Genomic DNA, 16,070 nt, shown 5'->3' with positions numbered 1-16,070 from the left:
CGCCCAGGTCCCCCGAGCATCAGGCTGGGAGCATCAGGCTTTCTGGGGTGCACCTTCGCCGCTGCCGCCGAACCGTTTGCCTGCCTTGGGAATCGCGGAGCCGGTGACCGGGCGGACCGTGGGGCCCTTGGGCAAATCGGGGCGATGGATCTTGCCGTTATCCAGCAGTTCCTTGATCTCGTCGCCCGTCAGCGTTTCATATTCGAGCATTGCCTGGGCCAGCAGGTGCAGCTTGTCTTCCTGATCCGTCAGGATTTCGGTCGCCCGCTTGTGCGCGCCATCGACGAGCTTGCGGATTTCCGCGTCGATCAGCTTGTTGGTATCGCCCGACCCCATCGTGCGCGCGGTCTGCCCCATGCCGAGGTAGCCTTCCTGGCTTTCCTCGTACTGCAGCGGGCCCAGCTTGTCGCTCATGCCCCATTTGGTGACCATGTTGCGCGCCAGCTTGGTCGCGTACTGGATGTCGGACGATGCGCCGCTCGACACCTTGTCGTGGCCGAAAATGATCTCTTCCGCCACGCGCCCGCCCATGGCGACGGACAGGTCGGCATGCATCTTGTCGCGATGATACGAATAGTTATCCCGCTCGGGCAGGCGCATGACCATGCCCAGCGCGCGGCCGCGCGGGATGATCGTCGCCTTGTGGATCGGATCGGAAGCCGGCTCGTTCAGGCCGACCAGCGCATGGCCCGCCTCGTGATAGGCGGTCATCTTCTTCTCGTCGTCGGTCATAACCATCGATCGGCGTTCGCTGCCCATCATGACCTTGTCTTTCGCGTCCTCGAATTCCTGCATCGCGACCAGGCGCTTGTTGCGCCGGGCGGCCAGCAGCGCCGCCTCGTTGACGAGGTTGGCGAGATCCGCGCCCGAGAAGCCGGGCGTGCCCCGCGCGATCGTGCGCGGATTGACGTCGGGCGCGAGCGGCACCTTCTTCATGTGAACGTCGAGAATCTTCTCGCGCCCTTCGATATCGGGCACCGGCACCACGACCTGCCGGTCAAACCGGCCAGGGCGCAACAGCGCAGGGTCGAGCACGTCGGGCCGGTTGGTCGCGGCGATGATGATGATGCCTTCGTTCGCCTCGAACCCGTCCATTTCGACCAGGAGCTGGTTCAGCGTTTGCTCGCGCTCGTCATTCGAATTGCCGAGGCCGTGGCCGCGATGGCGACCGACCGCGTCGATTTCGTCGATGAAGACGATGCACGGCGCGTTCTTCTTCGCCTGTTCGAACATGTCGCGCACGCGGCTGGCACCGACGCCGACGAACATCTCGACAAAGTCGGAGCCCGAGATGGTGAAGAAAGGCACGCCCGCCTCGCCCGCGATCGCGCGGGCCAGCAGGGTCTTGCCGGTGCCGGGCGAGCCGACCAGCAATGCGCCCTTGGGGATCTGGCCGCCGAGCTTGGAGAAACGCTGCGGGTCCTTGAGGAATTCGACGATCTCCTCCAGCTCCTCGCGCGCTTCGTCGATCCCGGCAACGTCGTCGAAGGTAACCTTGCCCTGTTTTTCGGTCAGCATCTTGGCCTTGGACTTGCCGAAGCCCATCGCGCCGCCGCCGCCGCCCTTCTGCACCTGGCGCAGGGCGAAGAAGGCAATGCCCAGGATCAGGATGAACGGCAGCGACTGGATCAGCACCGCCATCAGCAGGTTCATCCGTTCAGGCGCGCTGCCGGTATATTCGACCCCGTTCGCATCGAGCAGCTCCGTCAGCCGCGTATCGTTGGTGACGGGGACGGTGGAAAAGGCATCGCCGTTGTTCATCGTGCCCGTGATCTGTTCGGGCGAAATGGTCACATCCTTGACCAGCCCGGCCTCCACATTTTCGCGGAAGGTGGAATAGCCGATTTCCTTGCCTGCCGGCTGCCCGGCATTGCCGAACATCGACACCAGCAGAACCAGCGCCAGGAAAATCCCGCCCCAGACCATGAGGCTTTTCATCCAGGGGTTGGGACCGCCCCCATTCTCGGGGCCGTCGGGCTGCTTGTCGTCGTTCATCGGAAACGTGATCCTTTCGCCTGCCAATGTAGGCGCGGCACGGTGAATGGCAAGATAACGCCGCCGCGCGGCCCGGGCGGTTCGGCCGGCTTCAGCCGCTGCCAGACGCCAGCAGGGCAATCACCAGCCCGCCCGCCCCCAGCGAAAGCGCGAAGGCGATCAGCATCAGCAGCCCGTCACGCACCATCAGCGCCAGTCCGAACGCGGCAATTGCGATCATCGGCGCGGAACTGGCGAAGGGGAGGAATTCCAGCGGCGGCACAGCGCAGCACAGCACAATCACCATCAGTGCCGCGATCCGCGGCCAGGGTTCTTTGGTGAACCGGCCGAGCCGTCCCCTGAACCAGCCGTCGATCGTGCCCGCCACCCCGTCCAGCCTGCGCGCCGCGCCCGCCAGCCGATCGCCCTTGATCGCACGCCGTTCCACGAACCGGGGCAGCCAGACATGATCCCGCCCGAACAGAAGCTGCCCGGCGATCAGCGCGATAGTCGCGGCCAGAAACGTCGGTACGCCCGGAATACCCCCGATCGGCGACAGCTCGATCAGAGGCAGAAACAGCAGGACCGGCCCGAAGCTGCGCCGGTCGAACGCGTCCAGCGCATCGCCGACGCAGACGTTCTCGCGCCGGTCGCCCAGATCCTCGATCCCGTCGAGGACGTCCCCAATGCTGTGCGGATCTTCTTTCATGCTGCCCCGGCAACGCCCGGCAGGCCAATCCGCTCCCGCGCGGTCAGGCGGCCGACTTGCGCACCAGGGCAGAGCGCTCGCAGCGGCAGACGATCTCGTCCCGCTGGTTCAGCATCTGGTGGGTAAAAGTGACGATCCCGGCTTCGGGCCGCGATTTCGATTCGCGCAGCGCAGCAACCTCACTGGTCGCGCGCAGCGTGTCGCCGATCGCGACCGGCGCGGGCATGGCGACTTTATCGTATCCCAGATTGGCGACCAGCGTGCCCAGCGTCGTTTCGCCCACGCTGAGGCCGACCATCAGCGCGAAGGTGAAAGTGCCGTTGACGAGGATCTGCCCGAATTCGGATTCGCGCGCCGCCACAGCATCCAGATGCAACGGCTGGGGATTGTGCGTCATGGTCGTGAACAGCAGGTTGTCGGTTTCGGTCACCGTCCGGCGAATCTCGTGCTCGATCCTGTCGCCCACCTGCCATTGGTCGAAATAGCGGCCTGCCATGCTGCGCTCCCTTGCCTTGTCGCCTGGCCGCCATAGCGGCGGCGGCCGGCGCTGCAAATGGCTCGCGTTGGCGCGCCCGAACCGATAGGGCTGCCGGCCATGTACGACCTTCTGGTGATCGGCGGGGGCATCAACGGCGCAGGCATTGCTCGCGATGCGGCAGGGCGCGGCATGTCGGTCGCGCTGGCGGAGAAGGACGATCTTGCCAGTCATACCTCTTCGGCCAGTACCAAGCTGGTTCACGGCGGGCTGCGCTATCTCGAACATTACGAATTCCGGCTGGTGCGCGAATCGCTGCGCGAGCGGGAGGTGCTGCTGCGGATCGCGCCGCATATCGTGCGCCCGCTCCGTTTCGTCCTGCCCCACGACGATGGGTTGCGGCCGCGCTGGATGCTGCGGCTGGGGCTGTTTCTCTACGATCACCTGGGCGGCAACCGTTCCTTGCCCGGCAGCCATACGGTCGATCTTGCCGCACCGCCGCACGATGCGGTCCTGAAAGATCGCTTCGCGCACGGTTTCGCCTATTCCGATTGCTGGGTCGACGATGCCCGGCTGGTGGTCCTCAACGCCATCGACGCGCGCGAACGCGGGGCCCGGATCATGACCCGTACCCGCTGCACCGCGCTGGAGCGGGCCGGCGATCACTGGCGCGCCACCCTGCGATCGCAAACCGGGGACGAAACGGTAACGGCACGCGCGGTGGTGAACGCGGCCGGGCCGTGGGTCGACGATATTGCCGCGCTCGCCACCGGAGGCGGGGCTGAGGCGCACCTGCGGCTGGTTCAGGGCAGCCACATCGTCATCCGGCGCAAGTTCGAAGGGCCGCACGCCTATATCTTCCAGAACCGCGACGGTCGGATCGTCTTCGCGATTCCTTACGAAAACGACTTCACCCTGATCGGCACGACCGACCGGCTGTTCGCCGGCGACCGCGACGCAGTGGCGATATCGGACGAGGAACGCGACTACCTGTGCAAGGCGGCAAGCGAGTATTTCTCGGAACCGGTTCGGCCCGCAGACGTCGTTTCGACTTATGCAGGAATCAGACCGCTTTACGAAGACAATGCCGCGAGCAACGCAACCGTGACCCGCGATTATGTCTTTGCCGTTGATGCCCCGGAGGGCGCGCCACCGTTGCTCAGCATCTTCGGCGGCAAGATCACCACTTATCGCAGGCTGGCGGAACACGCGATGGAGCGGCTGGCCGGCCACATGCCCGTTCCCGGGCAGCCGTGGACCGCCGACGCGGCGCTGCCAGGCGGCGATTTCGCAGGCGGGTTCGATGCGTTTCTGGCCGAAGTCGGCGCGCTCTGGCCCTGGCTGCCGGCGGAAACCGCCCAGCGCATGGCGCGCGCTTACGGCACCCGGATCGAACGGGTCATCGGCGCCGCGCGATCGCCCGGCGATCTCGGCCGCGAATACGGCAGCGGTCTGACCGATGCCGAAGTCGAATACCTGTACCGCGAAGAATTCGCACAGACAGGCGAAGACGTTCTCTGGCGGCGCAGCAAGCTGGGCCTGCATTTGCCCCCGGATGCTTGCAAAAACGTAGCGGCAACGATCGAGATCGACTTCGCTTGATTGCCGCCGAAAGCGCGTCCAAGGGCGCCGAATCAATCGCAACCTTCATTCGAGTCGCTTTTATATGCCCGCTTCCGCTCCGCTCGACCGTACCGCCATCCGCCTCGCCTACCGTCAGGACGAGGAAGCCTGCGTTGCCGATCGTCTGCGACAGGCCGCGCCCGCCAGCGCGGTGCACCGCGACGCGGCGGCCATTGCCGGCACGCTGATTGCCGGCGCGCGCGAACGCAAGGCAAGCGGGATCGACGCTTTCCTGCAGCAGTTTGGACTCGCTACCGAAGAAGGCATCGCGCTGATGTGCCTGGCAGAGGCGCTGCTGCGCGTACCCGACAGCAGAACCGCCGATGCGCTGATCCGCGACAAGATCGGCGATATCGACTGGTCGGAGCATCTGGGCGAAAGCAGTTCCACATTCGTGAACGCGGCCACGTTCTCGCTGATGCTGACCGGCGAAGTGCTCGAACGGCCCGATGAACAGCAGAGGGGCATGGGCCGCACGCTGCGCAATACGATGAACCGCCTGGGCGAACCGGTGATCCGCAAGGCGACGCTGCAGGCCATGCGCATTCTGGGCGGACAGTTCGTGTTCGGCCGCACGATCGAGGAAGCGCTGAAGCGCGCCGCGCCCGAACGGGCCCGCGGGCTGACGCACAGTTTCGACATGTTGGGCGAAGCGGCGATGACGTTCCCCGATGCGGAACGCTATCGCAAGGCTTACGAGCACGCGATCGCGCGGCTGGCGCGCGAGGTGGACGGCGGTATCGCACGCTCGCCCGGTATTTCGGTCAAGCTGTCGGCTCTCTATCCCAAGTACGATCATTTTCACGCCGATGCGGCGATCAAGGCCCTGGTGCCGGTGCTCAAAGGCCTCGCGATCAAGGCGCGCGATGCCAACGTGCATTTCACGATCGACGCGGAAGAGGCAGAGCGGCTGGAGCTGTCGCTCGACATTATCGAAGCGCTGGTGGCCGACGACGAGATCTTCGCCCGGCCCGGCAGCACGCCGTGGGAAGGGTTCGGCCTCGCCATTCAGGCGTATCAGAAGCGCGGCGTGCCGCTGTGCGACTGGGTCGCCAAGCTGGCGCGCCACCATGGCCGGCGGCTGATGGTGCGGCTGGTGAAGGGTGCGTACTGGGATACCGAGATCAAGATCAGCCATGTGGGCGGATACAAGGATTTCCCCGTCTTCACGCGCAAGGTGGGGACCGACGTATCCTACCTCGCCTGCGCGGCGCGGCTGATCGAGGCGCGCGATGTCATCTATCCCGCCTTCGCCACCCACAACGCCTATACCATTGGCGCGGTCAAGGCGCTGGCGGACAAGGGCGACCCGGTGGACAGGCAGGGACCGTCCTACGAATTTCAGCGCCTCCACGGCATGGGCGAGGAAGTCTATGCCGAGCTGGGCGAGATGGAAGGCAACCGCAAGACGCCGGTGCGCATCTATGCCCCGGTCGGAACGCACAAGGATCTGCTGGCCTATCTCGTGCGGCGCCTGCTCGAAAACGGGGCCAATTCCAGCTTCGTCAACCGCATGGCCGATGCCGAAGTGCCGGTGACGGCGCTGACCGGCGATCCGGTGGCGGAACTGACCGCGATGGAACCGCGGCGCAATCCGCAGATCCCGCTGCCGGCGGACATCTTCCCCGGTCGCCGCAACAGCGCGGGAATCGATCTGGCCGATCCGCTGGTGGTGGAACCGCTGCTGGAACGGCTTCACGTTCTCGACGCCCGCCGCTGGCACGCCGAACCGACCCTGCGCTCGCCCGAGCAGGGCGAAGTGGCGCCGATCACCCAGCCGCAGGATCTGACGCACGAAGTCGGAACGCGGCGCGACGCCCTGCCGGAGGAGATCGACGTCGCCGTCACGCGTGCGATCGCGATTCAGCCCGGGTGGGACGCGCTGGGCGGCGAAAACCGCGCCCTGCTGCTGGAAGCGGCGGCCGACATGTTCGAAGCGCATACCGACGAAATCCTGAGCCTTTGCCAGCGCGAAGCGGGCAAGTCGCTGATGGATGCGGTTCTGGAACTGCGCGAAGCGGTCGATTTCCTGCGCTATTACGCCAACGAAGCGCGGCGCCTGTTTGCCGGCCCTCTGCCGCTGCCGGGCCCGACTGGGGAAGAAAACCGCCTGAGCCTGCATGGCCGCGGGGTCTTCGCGACGATCAGCCCGTGGAACTTCCCGCTCGCGATCTTCATCGGGCCTGCCGCCGCCGCCCTGGCGGCGGGCAATGCCGTGATCGCCAAACCGGCCGAACAGACCCCGCTTATCGCCGCGCTGGCGGTAAAGCTGTGTCACGAGGCCGGCATTCCCCAGGACGTGTTCCAGCTGCTACCCGGGGCGGGCGAAGTGGGCCAGCTGATCACCTCCGACCCGCGCATTGCCGGCGTTGCCTTCACCGGCTCGACCCAGACGGCGCAGGCCATCAACCGCAGCCTCGCCGCGCGCGAGGGGCCGATCGCCACGCTGATCGCCGAAACCGGCGGCCAGAACGCGATGATCGTCGACAGTTCGGCCCTGCCCGAACAGGTCACCCGCGATGTCGTCAACAGTGCGTTCCAGAGCGCCGGGCAGCGGTGCAGCGCGCTGCGCGTGCTCTATCTGCAGGAAGACGTGGCCGACGAGATGCTGGAAATGATCAAGGGCGCGTTCGAGGCGCTGGTGATCGGCGACCCGGAAGACCTGGCGACCGACGTCGGCCCGGTGATCGACCCCGACGCCAAGGCCGCGCTGGAACGGCACGTCGCCCGGCGCAAGAAGCACGGCCGCAAGGTCTGGCGGCGCAAGCTGCCGCGGGGCGCGGCCCAAGGCTGCTTCGTGGCGCCGACAATCATCGAAATGGATTCGATCCTCGACCTGCGGCGCGAGAACTTCGGCCCGATCCTGCACGTCGTTCGCTACAAGGCGAGCGAGCTGGAGCGGGTGATCGAGGATATCAACGCCACCGGTTACGGCCTCACCCTCGGCCTCCACAGCCGGATCGAGGCGACCCGCCGGTTCGTCGAGGCGCGCGCCCGGGTCGGCAATTTCTACGTCAACCGCAACCAGATCGGTGCGGTCGTGGAAAGCCAGCCGTTCGGCGGCGAGGGGCTGTCGGGTACCGGCCCCAAGGCCGGCGGGCCGCACTATGTCGCGCGCTTCGCGACCGAACGGGTGGTATGCATCGACACGACCGCGGCGGGCGGCAACGCCACTCTGCTCGCCAGCTAGACGAAAACGGGCAGCGACGGCGCAAGGGGCTTTTCTCGCCGCGGCGATTTGCTAGGCAGTCGGGGATGGGTCGCCTCGTCACCTTGCTGCTTGCGCTGTTCGCTCTCGTCTGGTCGGCCGGTGCCGCGGCCGAAGTGCGGATGAGCTTCCACAGCTTCAACGGCTCGGTCCTGTTCGGCCGCTATCCGCACACGTTCATCGTGTTGGAAGGCACGCTGGAAAAAACCGGCGCGGCGGTGGAGGAGAACTACGGCTTCACCGCCAGGACCATTTCCACCCGGATCCTGAGCGGGCCGGTCGAACACGCGATCATGACCGAGGAGGAGAAATACCTCCGCAAGACCAACCGCCATTTCACCGTCGTGCTGACCGATGCGCAGTACTGGCGCGTGCGCGCGGAAGTGGCCCGGTGGCGTGATGCGCCGGGCAAGTACTACGACCTCGACCGGCGCAACTGCATCCACTTCGTCGGCGCGATGGCGCAGATCGCGGGGCTGCGGGTGGAATATCCGGACAATATGCTTCGCCGCCCGAAGAAGTGGCTCAACCATATTACCGCGCTCAATCCCCAGCTCGGCGCACGCCCGATCGACTGACGGCGCCAGCGCGAAGACGCACGAAAGGGGATAACGCCGCCACGCGGCTTGCCCCGTCCGCGCCGCTCGGGAATGACCGGCGCATGGCGATTCTTTCCGACCGATGGATCCGTACCCAGGCGACCGAACAGGGCATGATCGAACCGTTCGTGGAGGCGCAGCGCCGCGAAGGATGCATATCCTACGGCCTGTCCAGCTACGGCTATGACGCGCGGGTGGCGGACGAGTTCAAGATCTTCACCAATGTCGACAGCGCCATCGTCGATCCGAAGGATTTTGCCGCCAATTCCTTCGTCGATCGCAAGACCGATGTCTGCGTGATCCCGCCCAATTCCTTCGCACTGGCGCGCACAGTCGAATATTTCCGCGTGCCCGAAGACGTGCTGGTTATCTGCCTGGGCAAGAGCACATATGCCCGCTGCGGGATCATCGTGAACGTGACCCCGCTGGAGCCGGGCTGGGAAGGGCACGTCACGCTGGAATTTTCCAACACGACACCGCTGCCCGCGCGAATCTACGCCAACGAAGGGGCCTGCCAGTTCCTGTTCCTGAAGGGGAACGAGCGGTGCGAAACGAGTTATCGCGACCGGGCGGGCAAATATATGGGCCAGCGCGGCGTCACCCTGCCCCGGCTTTAGCCGCACGCCGGTTGTAAGGCGCGCTGCGCTGCTCCATTCTCCCGCGTCGAGGGAGAATCGTTCTTATGGCACAGCGTGAATTCGATATCGTGGTCTATGGTGCCACAGGCTACACCGGGCGGCTGGTCGCCGAACATTTCGTGCGCGAATACGGCGATGCGGACAGCGGCCCCAAATGGGCCATGGCCGGGCGCAGCCTGACCAAGCTGGAGGAAGTGCGCGACGCGATCGGCGCGCCGGCCGACACGCCGCTGGTCGTGGCCGATGCCGACGATCCGGCGGCGCTGGTGGCCATGTGCCAGCGCACCCGCGTGGTTCTGACCACCGTCGGGCCATATCAGCTTTACGGCGATGCGCTGGTGGCCGCATGCGTCGCGACCGGCACCGACTATGCCGATTTGTGCGGCGAGCCCGGCTGGATGCGCGAACAGATCGACCAACACCACGCCGCCGCCAGGGACAGCGGCGCGCGCATCTGCTTTTCCAGCGGCTTCGATTCGATCCCTTTCGACCTCGGCGTGCTGATGCTGCAGAAAGAGGCCGTGAAACGTTTCGGCGCACCGGCCCCGCGCGTGCGCGGCCGCGTTCGTTCGATGCAGGGCACCTTTTCCGGCGGGACCGCCGCCAGTCTGGGGGCAACGATGAAAGCAGTGGCGAAGAACCCCGCCCTGATTCCGGTGCTGCAAAGCCCCTTCGGCCTGACGCCAGACTTCGAAGGGCCGGACCAGCCGGCGGGCCTGGCCCCCCGTTACGAGGACGATCTGGGCAAGTGGGCCGCGCCGTTCATCATGGCGACGATCAACGTCAAGAACGTCCACCGGACCAACTTCCTGAACGGTTTCCCTTATGGTGAGGACTTTCGATACGACGAAATGATGCTCACCAGTCCCGGCGATGCCGGCAAGGCCGCGGCGCAGGCCGTAACCGAAATGCTGAAGAATCCCTTCGGCGCCAAACCGCCCCAGCCCGGCGAAGGGCCAAGCAAGGCGGAACGCGAAGCCGGTTCCTACGATTTGCTGTTCATCGGCGAGATGGCCGATGGCACCATGCTGCATTACGGCGTGAAGGGGCGTTACGATCCGGGTTACGGATCAACCAGCCGCATGCTCGGCGAAACCGGCATGGCGCTGCTCGATTGCGAAGCCGCGGGCGGCATCGGGACCCCCGGCCATTTCCTGGGTGAAGCCCTGGTCGCGCGGCTCGAAGACCATGCGGAACTGCGCTTCGCGGTAGAAGAATAAGACCCGCCAGCAGGTAGCGGCCGCTCACCCCCGAAGGTGCGAGGTGAGCGGCCGGAAGTACCGTTCAGAAGCTGGTCCGTACGCCAATCTTGAAATTGCGCCCGGCGAGCGGGACGAAATCCTTGGTGAAGCTCGCATGGCGGCGCCCCTCGGCGTCGAACAGGTTGTTCGCCTGAAGCGTGACGGTCACGTTGTCGTTTCCGCGCAGCGGCTTCCACGCCAGCGAAGCGTTGACGAACGTGAAGCTGTCGGTTGCGCTTTCGAACGGGGCGACGCTGTCCTGCCTGTCGGACCATTGCACTTCCACCCGCGCATCCACCGGCCCTGTCTGCGCTTCCAGCGCGCCAAGCAGGCGCAGCGGGGGAATACGCGGCAGCGGCGTACCGTCATCGAGTTCGGCCCGGACGTAGTCGCCGCGCAGATCGGCGAGCAGCGTGAAGCCTTCGGTCTTGTAGAGCGGATAGGTCAGCTGCCCCTCCACCCCGAAATAGCGGGCATCGCCCTGCAGATACTGGAACACCGGCAATTCGTCTTCTTCCTCGCCGGTTTCGGCAAGGTAGATGTAATCGTCGAACCAGTTGCGGAAAATCGCGAGGCTGATCGTGCCATCGCCCAGCGCGCCGCGCACGAAAGCCTCGACGCCCCAGGCACCCTCTACATCGAGGTCGGGATCGCCGATCTCGTAAGCCTGGGTTGCAATGTGGGGGCCGTCCGACAGCAGTTCTTCGGCGCTGGGTGCGCGTTCTGCGCGGCTGCCGGTTATGCCGAAGCGCAGCCCGCCAGCGGTTTCGTAAACCAGCCCCAGCGCGCCCGAGAACGTTTCGAACGAACGATCGAAACCGGCCACTTGCGATTCCACGTCGGTCGCCTCGTACCGCGCGGCGAGTTCGAGCTGGAACGGCTGGAAATCGATTTCCTGCAACGTGAACACCGCGATCTGATCGGTGTGATTCTTGGGCACGTAGGCTTCGGCGCCATAGGCATCGAAATCGCGGAAATAGTACTGCACGCCGGTCGAACCACCCCAGTTGCCACTGCGGTTCTGTTCCAATTCGGCGCGCGCTTCGATCCCCTTCACTTCGAACACGGTGCCGACTTCGTCGCCTTCGAATTCGGTATGGGTGTAATCGCTGAAGCCGACACGGGTATTGAGCGCGGAGAAGAAGCCATCGCCCAGCGCCAGGCGCCCGCGCAAATCGGCGCGGTACTGGCGCAGCGCGATCGTCACCAACTCGTCGCCGTGGCCGTGCTCCTCTTCATGATCGTGATCTTCGTCGTGATCCTCATCATGGTCGTGGTCGTCATCATGATCATCGTCATGATCTTCCTCTTCCTCGCCATGATGATGGCTTGTGCCCGGGCTCAGCGGCACACCATAAGTCGTGTCGTAAATTCCGAAAGACGCGCCCAGATTGCTGTCGCCTTCGAAGAAGGCAAAGCCGGCATTGGCGCTCCATGTCTCAGTACCGCTGTTGGGCAGCCGGTCCCGCTGATCGGCGGCTTCCCGCAGTTCCTCGGCCTCGTCCAGATGCCCTTCCTCTTCCTCCTCCGCCGCATCGGCGAGCAGATCGGCACGCAGTTCGGGCGCGGCGACATAGCCGGGAATCTCCAGATCGCCGGTCTTGCGATAGGCGCCGTCGACGTGAACCACGAAGCGTTCGCCCAGCGGCAGGTCGAGCGAGGCACCGCCTTCGCGCAAGTCGGATGCCGTGTCGGCACCGGCCAGGGCATCGAAGTGGAACGGTTCGTTCAACCGGCGCAGCGGAATGCGCTTGTCGATGACGTTGACCGCACCGCCGATTGCCTGGCTGCCGTAAAGCAGCACAGCCGGGCCGCGCAGCACCTCTATCCGTTCAGCCGTGAGCGGGTCGATCGAGGTCGCATGGTCGGCCGAAGTGTTGGACGCGTCGATCGCGCCGATCCCATCGATCAGCACTTTCACCCGTTCGCCCGAAAACCCGCGCAGGATGGGGCGCGATGCGCCGGGCGAGAAACTTGTCGCCGAAACGCCCGGCACCTTGGCCAGAACCTCGCCGAGCTGGCCGTCGAGGTTGCGCTGCAGCTCCGCCCCTTCGACCACCGTCGTACCGGCCAGCACGTCGAGCTGTTCCAGCCCCGTGGCGGTCACCACGATCTCGCCCGTCGGGGCGACACGGCGATCGTGAAAATCGTCCGCGTCGGGCCCGGCGGGTGCCGGATCGGGCGCAGAAGAACGGTCTTGCGCCTGGCCCGGCACGGCCATTGCCGCAAGGGCGAGAGCGACGGGGAGCGACAGGGAGCGAGCGGAAATAAGATGACGATACAACATATCGATGGCCTAATAGCGATTCGTCGTTACGTGTCCACCGCGATTTGCCTGCCCCCGTGCGGCCCGAGGCCGGCGTTCGCCTGTCGCGGCGCGCAAGGCCGGACGGAAACCCCTCAGTCGAACCCGCGTTCGAGAAACCGCAGCGCGCAGCCGGCCAGCATGGCCGTGCCGTGCGGCAATGCGCTTTCATCGACCATCATGCGCGGGCTGTGGATGCCGCAGCACTGCTGCCAGTCATCACCTTCCTGCGCCACGCCCAGGAAGAACATCGCCCCCGGCACTTTCTCGATCACATAGGCGAAATCTTCCGCCCCCATGATCGGTGCCGGCAATTCACGCCAGGCCCCGTCGCCGACAACCTCTGCCGCGACCGCACGGCCCGTCGCCACTGCACGTTCGTCGCACAGGGTGACCGGAAACCCTTCGGTAATCGTCACTTCGGCAGCCACTCCATGCGCTGCGGCCGCGCCATCGGCCACTTCGGCCATTGCCGCGTGAACGGCAGCGCGGTTCCTTGCCGACAGCGTGCGGATCGTTCCGCGCAGGCGGGCAAAGTCGGGAATGATGTTGTGCGCCGTCCCCGCATCGAGGCGAGTTACGGTGACGACGACGGCATCGGCGGCGTCGAACCGGCGTGTGACCATCGCCTGCAACGCGCCCACGATGGCGCAGGCGGCCGGTACGGGGTCGCGCGTTTCGTGCGGCATGGAGGCGTGGCCGCCCTTGCCCTTCACGACAATGTCGAATTGATCGGCTGCCGCCATCAGCGGGCCCGCCCGGCCGGCGAAGACCCCGTGCGGCGCGTTGGGCATGATATGGAGCGCAAAGGCGGCATCGGGCAGCGGTCCGTAGCGATCGCCGCCCAGCAGCCCATCGTCGAGCATGAAGCGCGCGCCGTGAAACCCCTCCTCCCCCGGCTGGAACATGAACAGGACTTCGCCCGCGAATTCGTCGCGCCGGCCCGCCAGCAGCTCGACCGCGCCGGCCAGCATTGCCGTATGCGTATCATGTCCGCAGGCATGCATCCGGCCCGCAATGGTCGAGGCAAAATCGAGCCCCGTTTCCTCCGCCATCGGCAGCGCGTCCATGTCCCCGCGCAGCAGGACGCGGCGACCATCGCCGCGCTGGCCCTTCAGCACGGCGACCTGCCCGGTGGTCGACGTGCCTTCGCGCCATTCCAGCGGCAGGTGCGCCAGCGCCGCGCGCACTTTGGCCATCGTCAGCGGAGTGTGGAGGCCCAGCTCCGGCTCCGCATGAATGGCGCGGCGCAGGGCGACAATGCGATCGGAGAGCGAACGGGCGGAATCGAGCAGATCGGGATGCAGCATGATGGCCAGGATAGGGCAGCAGTTGCCCGCCTTGAAGCGAAAAGACCTGTATTCCACCCGCCTCTAGCGGCTAAGGGCTGCGGGATGACCCCCGCCGACGCCCGCCCACCCAGGATCGAGACACCCTCGGTCGGGGTGATCTACAACCCGCGCAGCCACCGTAACCGCGGGCAGGACCTGAACCTGGGAGTGCGGGCCAACATCTTCGTTGCCCAGCCGGCCGATACCGCCAGCCTGCAGGATGCATTGACGCGCTTTGCCGCGCGCGGGATCGACTACCTCGCGATCAATGGCGGCGACGGCACGGTGCGCGACGTGCTGACCGCCGGCCTGCCGGTGTTCGGCGATACCTGGCCCGACCTTGCCGTATTGCCCAAGGGCAAGACAAACGCGCTCAATGTCGATCTGGGCGCGCCAACGGGCTGGACCATCGGCGCCGCCATATCGGCCTGGTCGACCGCCCGCCGCATTGTCCGCCGGCCACTGCGGGTCGATCCGCTCGACCGCGATGCACCGGCCATGCTCGGCTTCATCTTCGGGGCAGGTGCCTACACCCTGGGCATCCGCGCCGGGCAGGATGCCCATCGGCTGGGCGCGTTCGACAGTCTCGCGGTCGGGGTCACCGCGACATGGGGCGTGCTTCAGGGACTGCTGGGCACCGATCGCAACGCCTGGCGGCGCGGGGTGGACATGCAGATCGCCCTGGGGCCGGAAGGGCGGCCCATGCCGCGCAGCGACCTGGGCGATCCTGCACGACGCCATTTCATCCTCGCTTCGACGCTGGAACGGTTCCCGGCGGGTTTGAAGCCTTTCGGCGATGCGCAGGCAGGGCTCAAACTGACCGTGGTGGATTATCCCAAGCGCCGGCTGCTGTTGCGAATGCCGGCCGCCCTCACCGGGCGCGGACCGGATGGGCTGGAACAGTGGGGATTGCATCGGCTGAACGCGGACCCGGTCGACATTACGGTCGCGGACGAGATCATTCTGGACGGCGAAGCCTTCCCGGCAGGACAGTACCGCCTGTCGTCGGGGCCGGAGCTGCGCTTCCTCGTCCCATGACGGAAACGCTGCGACAAAGGATCGGACAACAGCTCGACACGGCAGTCGCCCCGGGCGTTGCCGCCTTCGCCGCGCGTCTGGCCGAAGATGCGGATGCCTGCGGGGCGCTGTTCTATGGCTCGAACCTGCGGACCGGAGAGCTGGAGGGCGTGCTCGACTTCTATCTGCTGCTGCCGGGCGAGCAGCACGAACGCATCTGGCCGCGGGTCAGCTATCACGAATGGGAATACGAAGGGCAGATACTGCGGGCCAAAGTCGCGCGAATGGCGCTGAAGACATTCGAACGCGCAGCGCGCGGCGACAGTCGCGACACCACGATCTGGGCGCGCTTCGTCCAGCCGAGCGCACTGGTCTGGATTGCCGAAGACCGCTGGCGCGCCCCCATCGTCGACGCAGTGGCCGGTGCCGCGCAGACCGCCGCGCGGCTGGCCGCAGCACTGGGCCCGGAAACCGGTACGGCTGCGGATTTCTGGCGCGCGCTGTTTCGCGCCACCTACCGCGCCGAATTCCGGGTCGAGAAGGCGGGGCGCGAAGACACTATCCTGGCGGTGAACGCCGCGCATTTCGAAGGTCTGCTGCCCCTGGCCTGGACCGCGCAGCAGATCGGCTTTGCACACGATGGCGAAACCCTTGCGCCGCACCTGCCGCCGGGCGAGCGCCGGCGCATCCTGCGCTGGTGGTCACGGCGGCGACGGCTGGGCAAGCCGCTCAACGTCGCGCGGCTGCTGAAGGCCAGCACCACGTTCGACGGTGCGGCCCGCTATGCCGCGTGGAAGATCGAACGGCACACCGGCGTACCGGTCACGGTGACGCCCTGGCGCGAACGGCACCCGGTGCTCGCCGCGCCGGCTATCCTGTTCCAGGTCTGGCGGAAGCGCCCGCGCTAGGGCGCCCCTTGCCAGGATGAGGCGGCACGAGACGATGGCGCC

General features: G+C 66.1%; 12 protein-coding genes. 7 read left to right on the top strand and 5 right to left on the bottom strand.

Annotated elements, in window-relative coordinates:
* Window positions 1-33: 33 nt before the first annotated feature.
* From ftsH to AM2010_RS11695, 3 genes are all read right to left on the bottom strand, one after another.
* Entirely contained in the window at window positions 34-1,995 is a 1,962-nt protein-coding gene (gene ftsH, locus AM2010_RS11705; protein ID WP_047807946.1) for an ATP-dependent zinc metalloprotease FtsH, read from the bottom strand.
* A gap of 91 nt (window positions 1,996-2,086) precedes the next feature.
* Window positions 2,087-2,683 (bottom strand): exopolysaccharide biosynthesis protein, encoded by a 597-nt coding sequence (locus AM2010_RS11700; protein WP_047807217.1) that lies wholly within the window; start codon window positions 2,681-2,683, stop codon window positions 2,087-2,089.
* Window positions 2,684-2,726: 43 nt separating this feature from the next.
* Window positions 2,727-3,179, bottom strand: a complete 453-nt coding sequence (locus AM2010_RS11695) for a MaoC family dehydratase (RefSeq protein ID WP_047807216.1) — start codon at window positions 3,177-3,179, stop codon at window positions 2,727-2,729.
* Window positions 3,180-3,236: 57 nt separating this feature from the next.
* Between AM2010_RS11695 and glpD the strand changes: the two genes are divergently transcribed.
* The 5 genes from glpD to AM2010_RS11670 all read left to right on the top strand — a co-directional run bounded on the left by glpD (window position 3,237) and on the right by AM2010_RS11670 (window position 10,446).
* Complete coding sequence (gene glpD, locus AM2010_RS11690) at window positions 3,237-4,760, top strand: glycerol-3-phosphate dehydrogenase (protein WP_047807215.1); 1,524 nt, start codon at window positions 3,237-3,239, stop codon at window positions 4,758-4,760.
* Window positions 4,761-4,824: 64 nt separating this feature from the next.
* Entirely contained in the window at window positions 4,825-7,971 is a 3,147-nt protein-coding gene (putA, locus tag AM2010_RS11685) for a bifunctional proline dehydrogenase/L-glutamate gamma-semialdehyde dehydrogenase PutA (RefSeq protein WP_047807214.1), read from the top strand.
* A 65-nt stretch (window positions 7,972-8,036) separates the two neighbouring features.
* The gene (locus tag AM2010_RS11680) at window positions 8,037-8,567 is read left to right on the top strand and encodes a hypothetical protein (protein ID WP_047807213.1); all 531 of its coding nucleotides are present in this window, start codon (window positions 8,037-8,039) and stop codon (window positions 8,565-8,567) included.
* A gap of 83 nt (window positions 8,568-8,650) precedes the next feature.
* Window positions 8,651-9,205, top strand: coding sequence for a dCTP deaminase (gene dcd / locus AM2010_RS11675; RefSeq protein WP_047807212.1), 555 nt, complete (start codon window positions 8,651-8,653; stop codon window positions 9,203-9,205).
* A 65-nt stretch (window positions 9,206-9,270) separates the two neighbouring features.
* Window positions 9,271-10,446, top strand: coding sequence for a saccharopine dehydrogenase family protein (locus AM2010_RS11670; RefSeq protein ID WP_047807211.1), 1,176 nt, complete (start codon window positions 9,271-9,273; stop codon window positions 10,444-10,446).
* 64 nt (window positions 10,447-10,510) lie between these two features.
* Here AM2010_RS11670 and AM2010_RS11665 read toward each other — a convergent pair whose 3' ends face one another.
* Complete coding sequence (locus AM2010_RS11665) at window positions 10,511-12,754, bottom strand: TonB-dependent receptor (RefSeq protein ID WP_047807210.1); 2,244 nt, start codon at window positions 12,752-12,754, stop codon at window positions 10,511-10,513.
* A 113-nt stretch (window positions 12,755-12,867) separates the two neighbouring features.
* Window positions 12,868-14,082, bottom strand: coding sequence for a M20 metallopeptidase family protein (locus tag AM2010_RS11660; protein WP_047807209.1), 1,215 nt, complete (start codon window positions 14,080-14,082; stop codon window positions 12,868-12,870).
* Window positions 14,083-14,166: 84 nt separating this feature from the next.
* On the opposite strand from AM2010_RS11660, the gene AM2010_RS11655 reads away from it, so the two are divergent.
* Window positions 14,167-15,141, top strand: a complete 975-nt coding sequence (locus AM2010_RS11655) for a diacylglycerol kinase family protein (protein ID WP_047807208.1) — start codon at window positions 14,167-14,169, stop codon at window positions 15,139-15,141.
* Window positions 15,138-16,028 (top strand): hypothetical protein, encoded by an 891-nt coding sequence (locus AM2010_RS11650; protein ID WP_047807207.1) that lies wholly within the window; start codon window positions 15,138-15,140, stop codon window positions 16,026-16,028. The genes AM2010_RS11655 and AM2010_RS11650 overlap by 4 nt, the downstream gene beginning before the upstream one ends.
* Window positions 16,029-16,070: the final 42 nt, after the last annotated feature.

The organism is Pelagerythrobacter marensis, assembly GCF_001028625.1.
Classification (GTDB): Bacteria; Pseudomonadota; Alphaproteobacteria; order Sphingomonadales; family Sphingomonadaceae; genus Pelagerythrobacter; species Pelagerythrobacter marensis.
The sequence above is the reverse complement of the archived record's forward strand: the minus strand, read 5'-3'. Positions and strand labels throughout refer to the sequence as shown.

Bases quoted from the DNA above. Each gene is read 5' to 3' on its own strand.
- glpD (WP_047807215.1), top strand. From the start codon at position 3,237: ATGGCTCGCGTTGGCGCGCCCGAACCGATAGGGCTGCCGGCCATGTAC.
- AM2010_RS11665 (WP_047807210.1), bottom strand. From the start codon at position 12,754: ATGTTGTATCGTCATCTTATTTCCGCTCGCTCCCTGTCGCTCCCCGTC.
- AM2010_RS11650 (WP_047807207.1), top strand. From the start codon at position 15,138: ATGACGGAAACGCTGCGACAAAGGATCGGACAACAGCTCGACACGGCA.
- AM2010_RS11695 (WP_047807216.1), bottom strand. From the start codon at position 3,179: ATGGCAGGCCGCTATTTCGACCAATGGCAGGTGGGCGACAGGATCGAG.
- AM2010_RS11700 (WP_047807217.1), bottom strand. From the start codon at position 2,683: ATGAAAGAAGATCCGCACAGCATTGGGGACGTCCTCGACGGGATCGAG.
- AM2010_RS11680 (WP_047807213.1), top strand. From the start codon at position 8,037: ATGGGTCGCCTCGTCACCTTGCTGCTTGCGCTGTTCGCTCTCGTCTGG.
- AM2010_RS11670 (WP_047807211.1), top strand. From the start codon at position 9,271: ATGGCACAGCGTGAATTCGATATCGTGGTCTATGGTGCCACAGGCTAC.
- dcd (WP_047807212.1), top strand. From the start codon at position 8,651: ATGGCGATTCTTTCCGACCGATGGATCCGTACCCAGGCGACCGAACAG.
- ftsH (WP_047807946.1), bottom strand. From the start codon at position 1,995: ATGAACGACGACAAGCAGCCCGACGGCCCCGAGAATGGGGGCGGTCCC.
- AM2010_RS11660 (WP_047807209.1), bottom strand. From the start codon at position 14,082: ATGCTGCATCCCGATCTGCTCGATTCCGCCCGTTCGCTCTCCGATCGC.
- AM2010_RS11655 (WP_047807208.1), top strand. From the start codon at position 14,167: ATGACCCCCGCCGACGCCCGCCCACCCAGGATCGAGACACCCTCGGTC.
- putA (WP_047807214.1), top strand. From the start codon at position 4,825: ATGCCCGCTTCCGCTCCGCTCGACCGTACCGCCATCCGCCTCGCCTAC.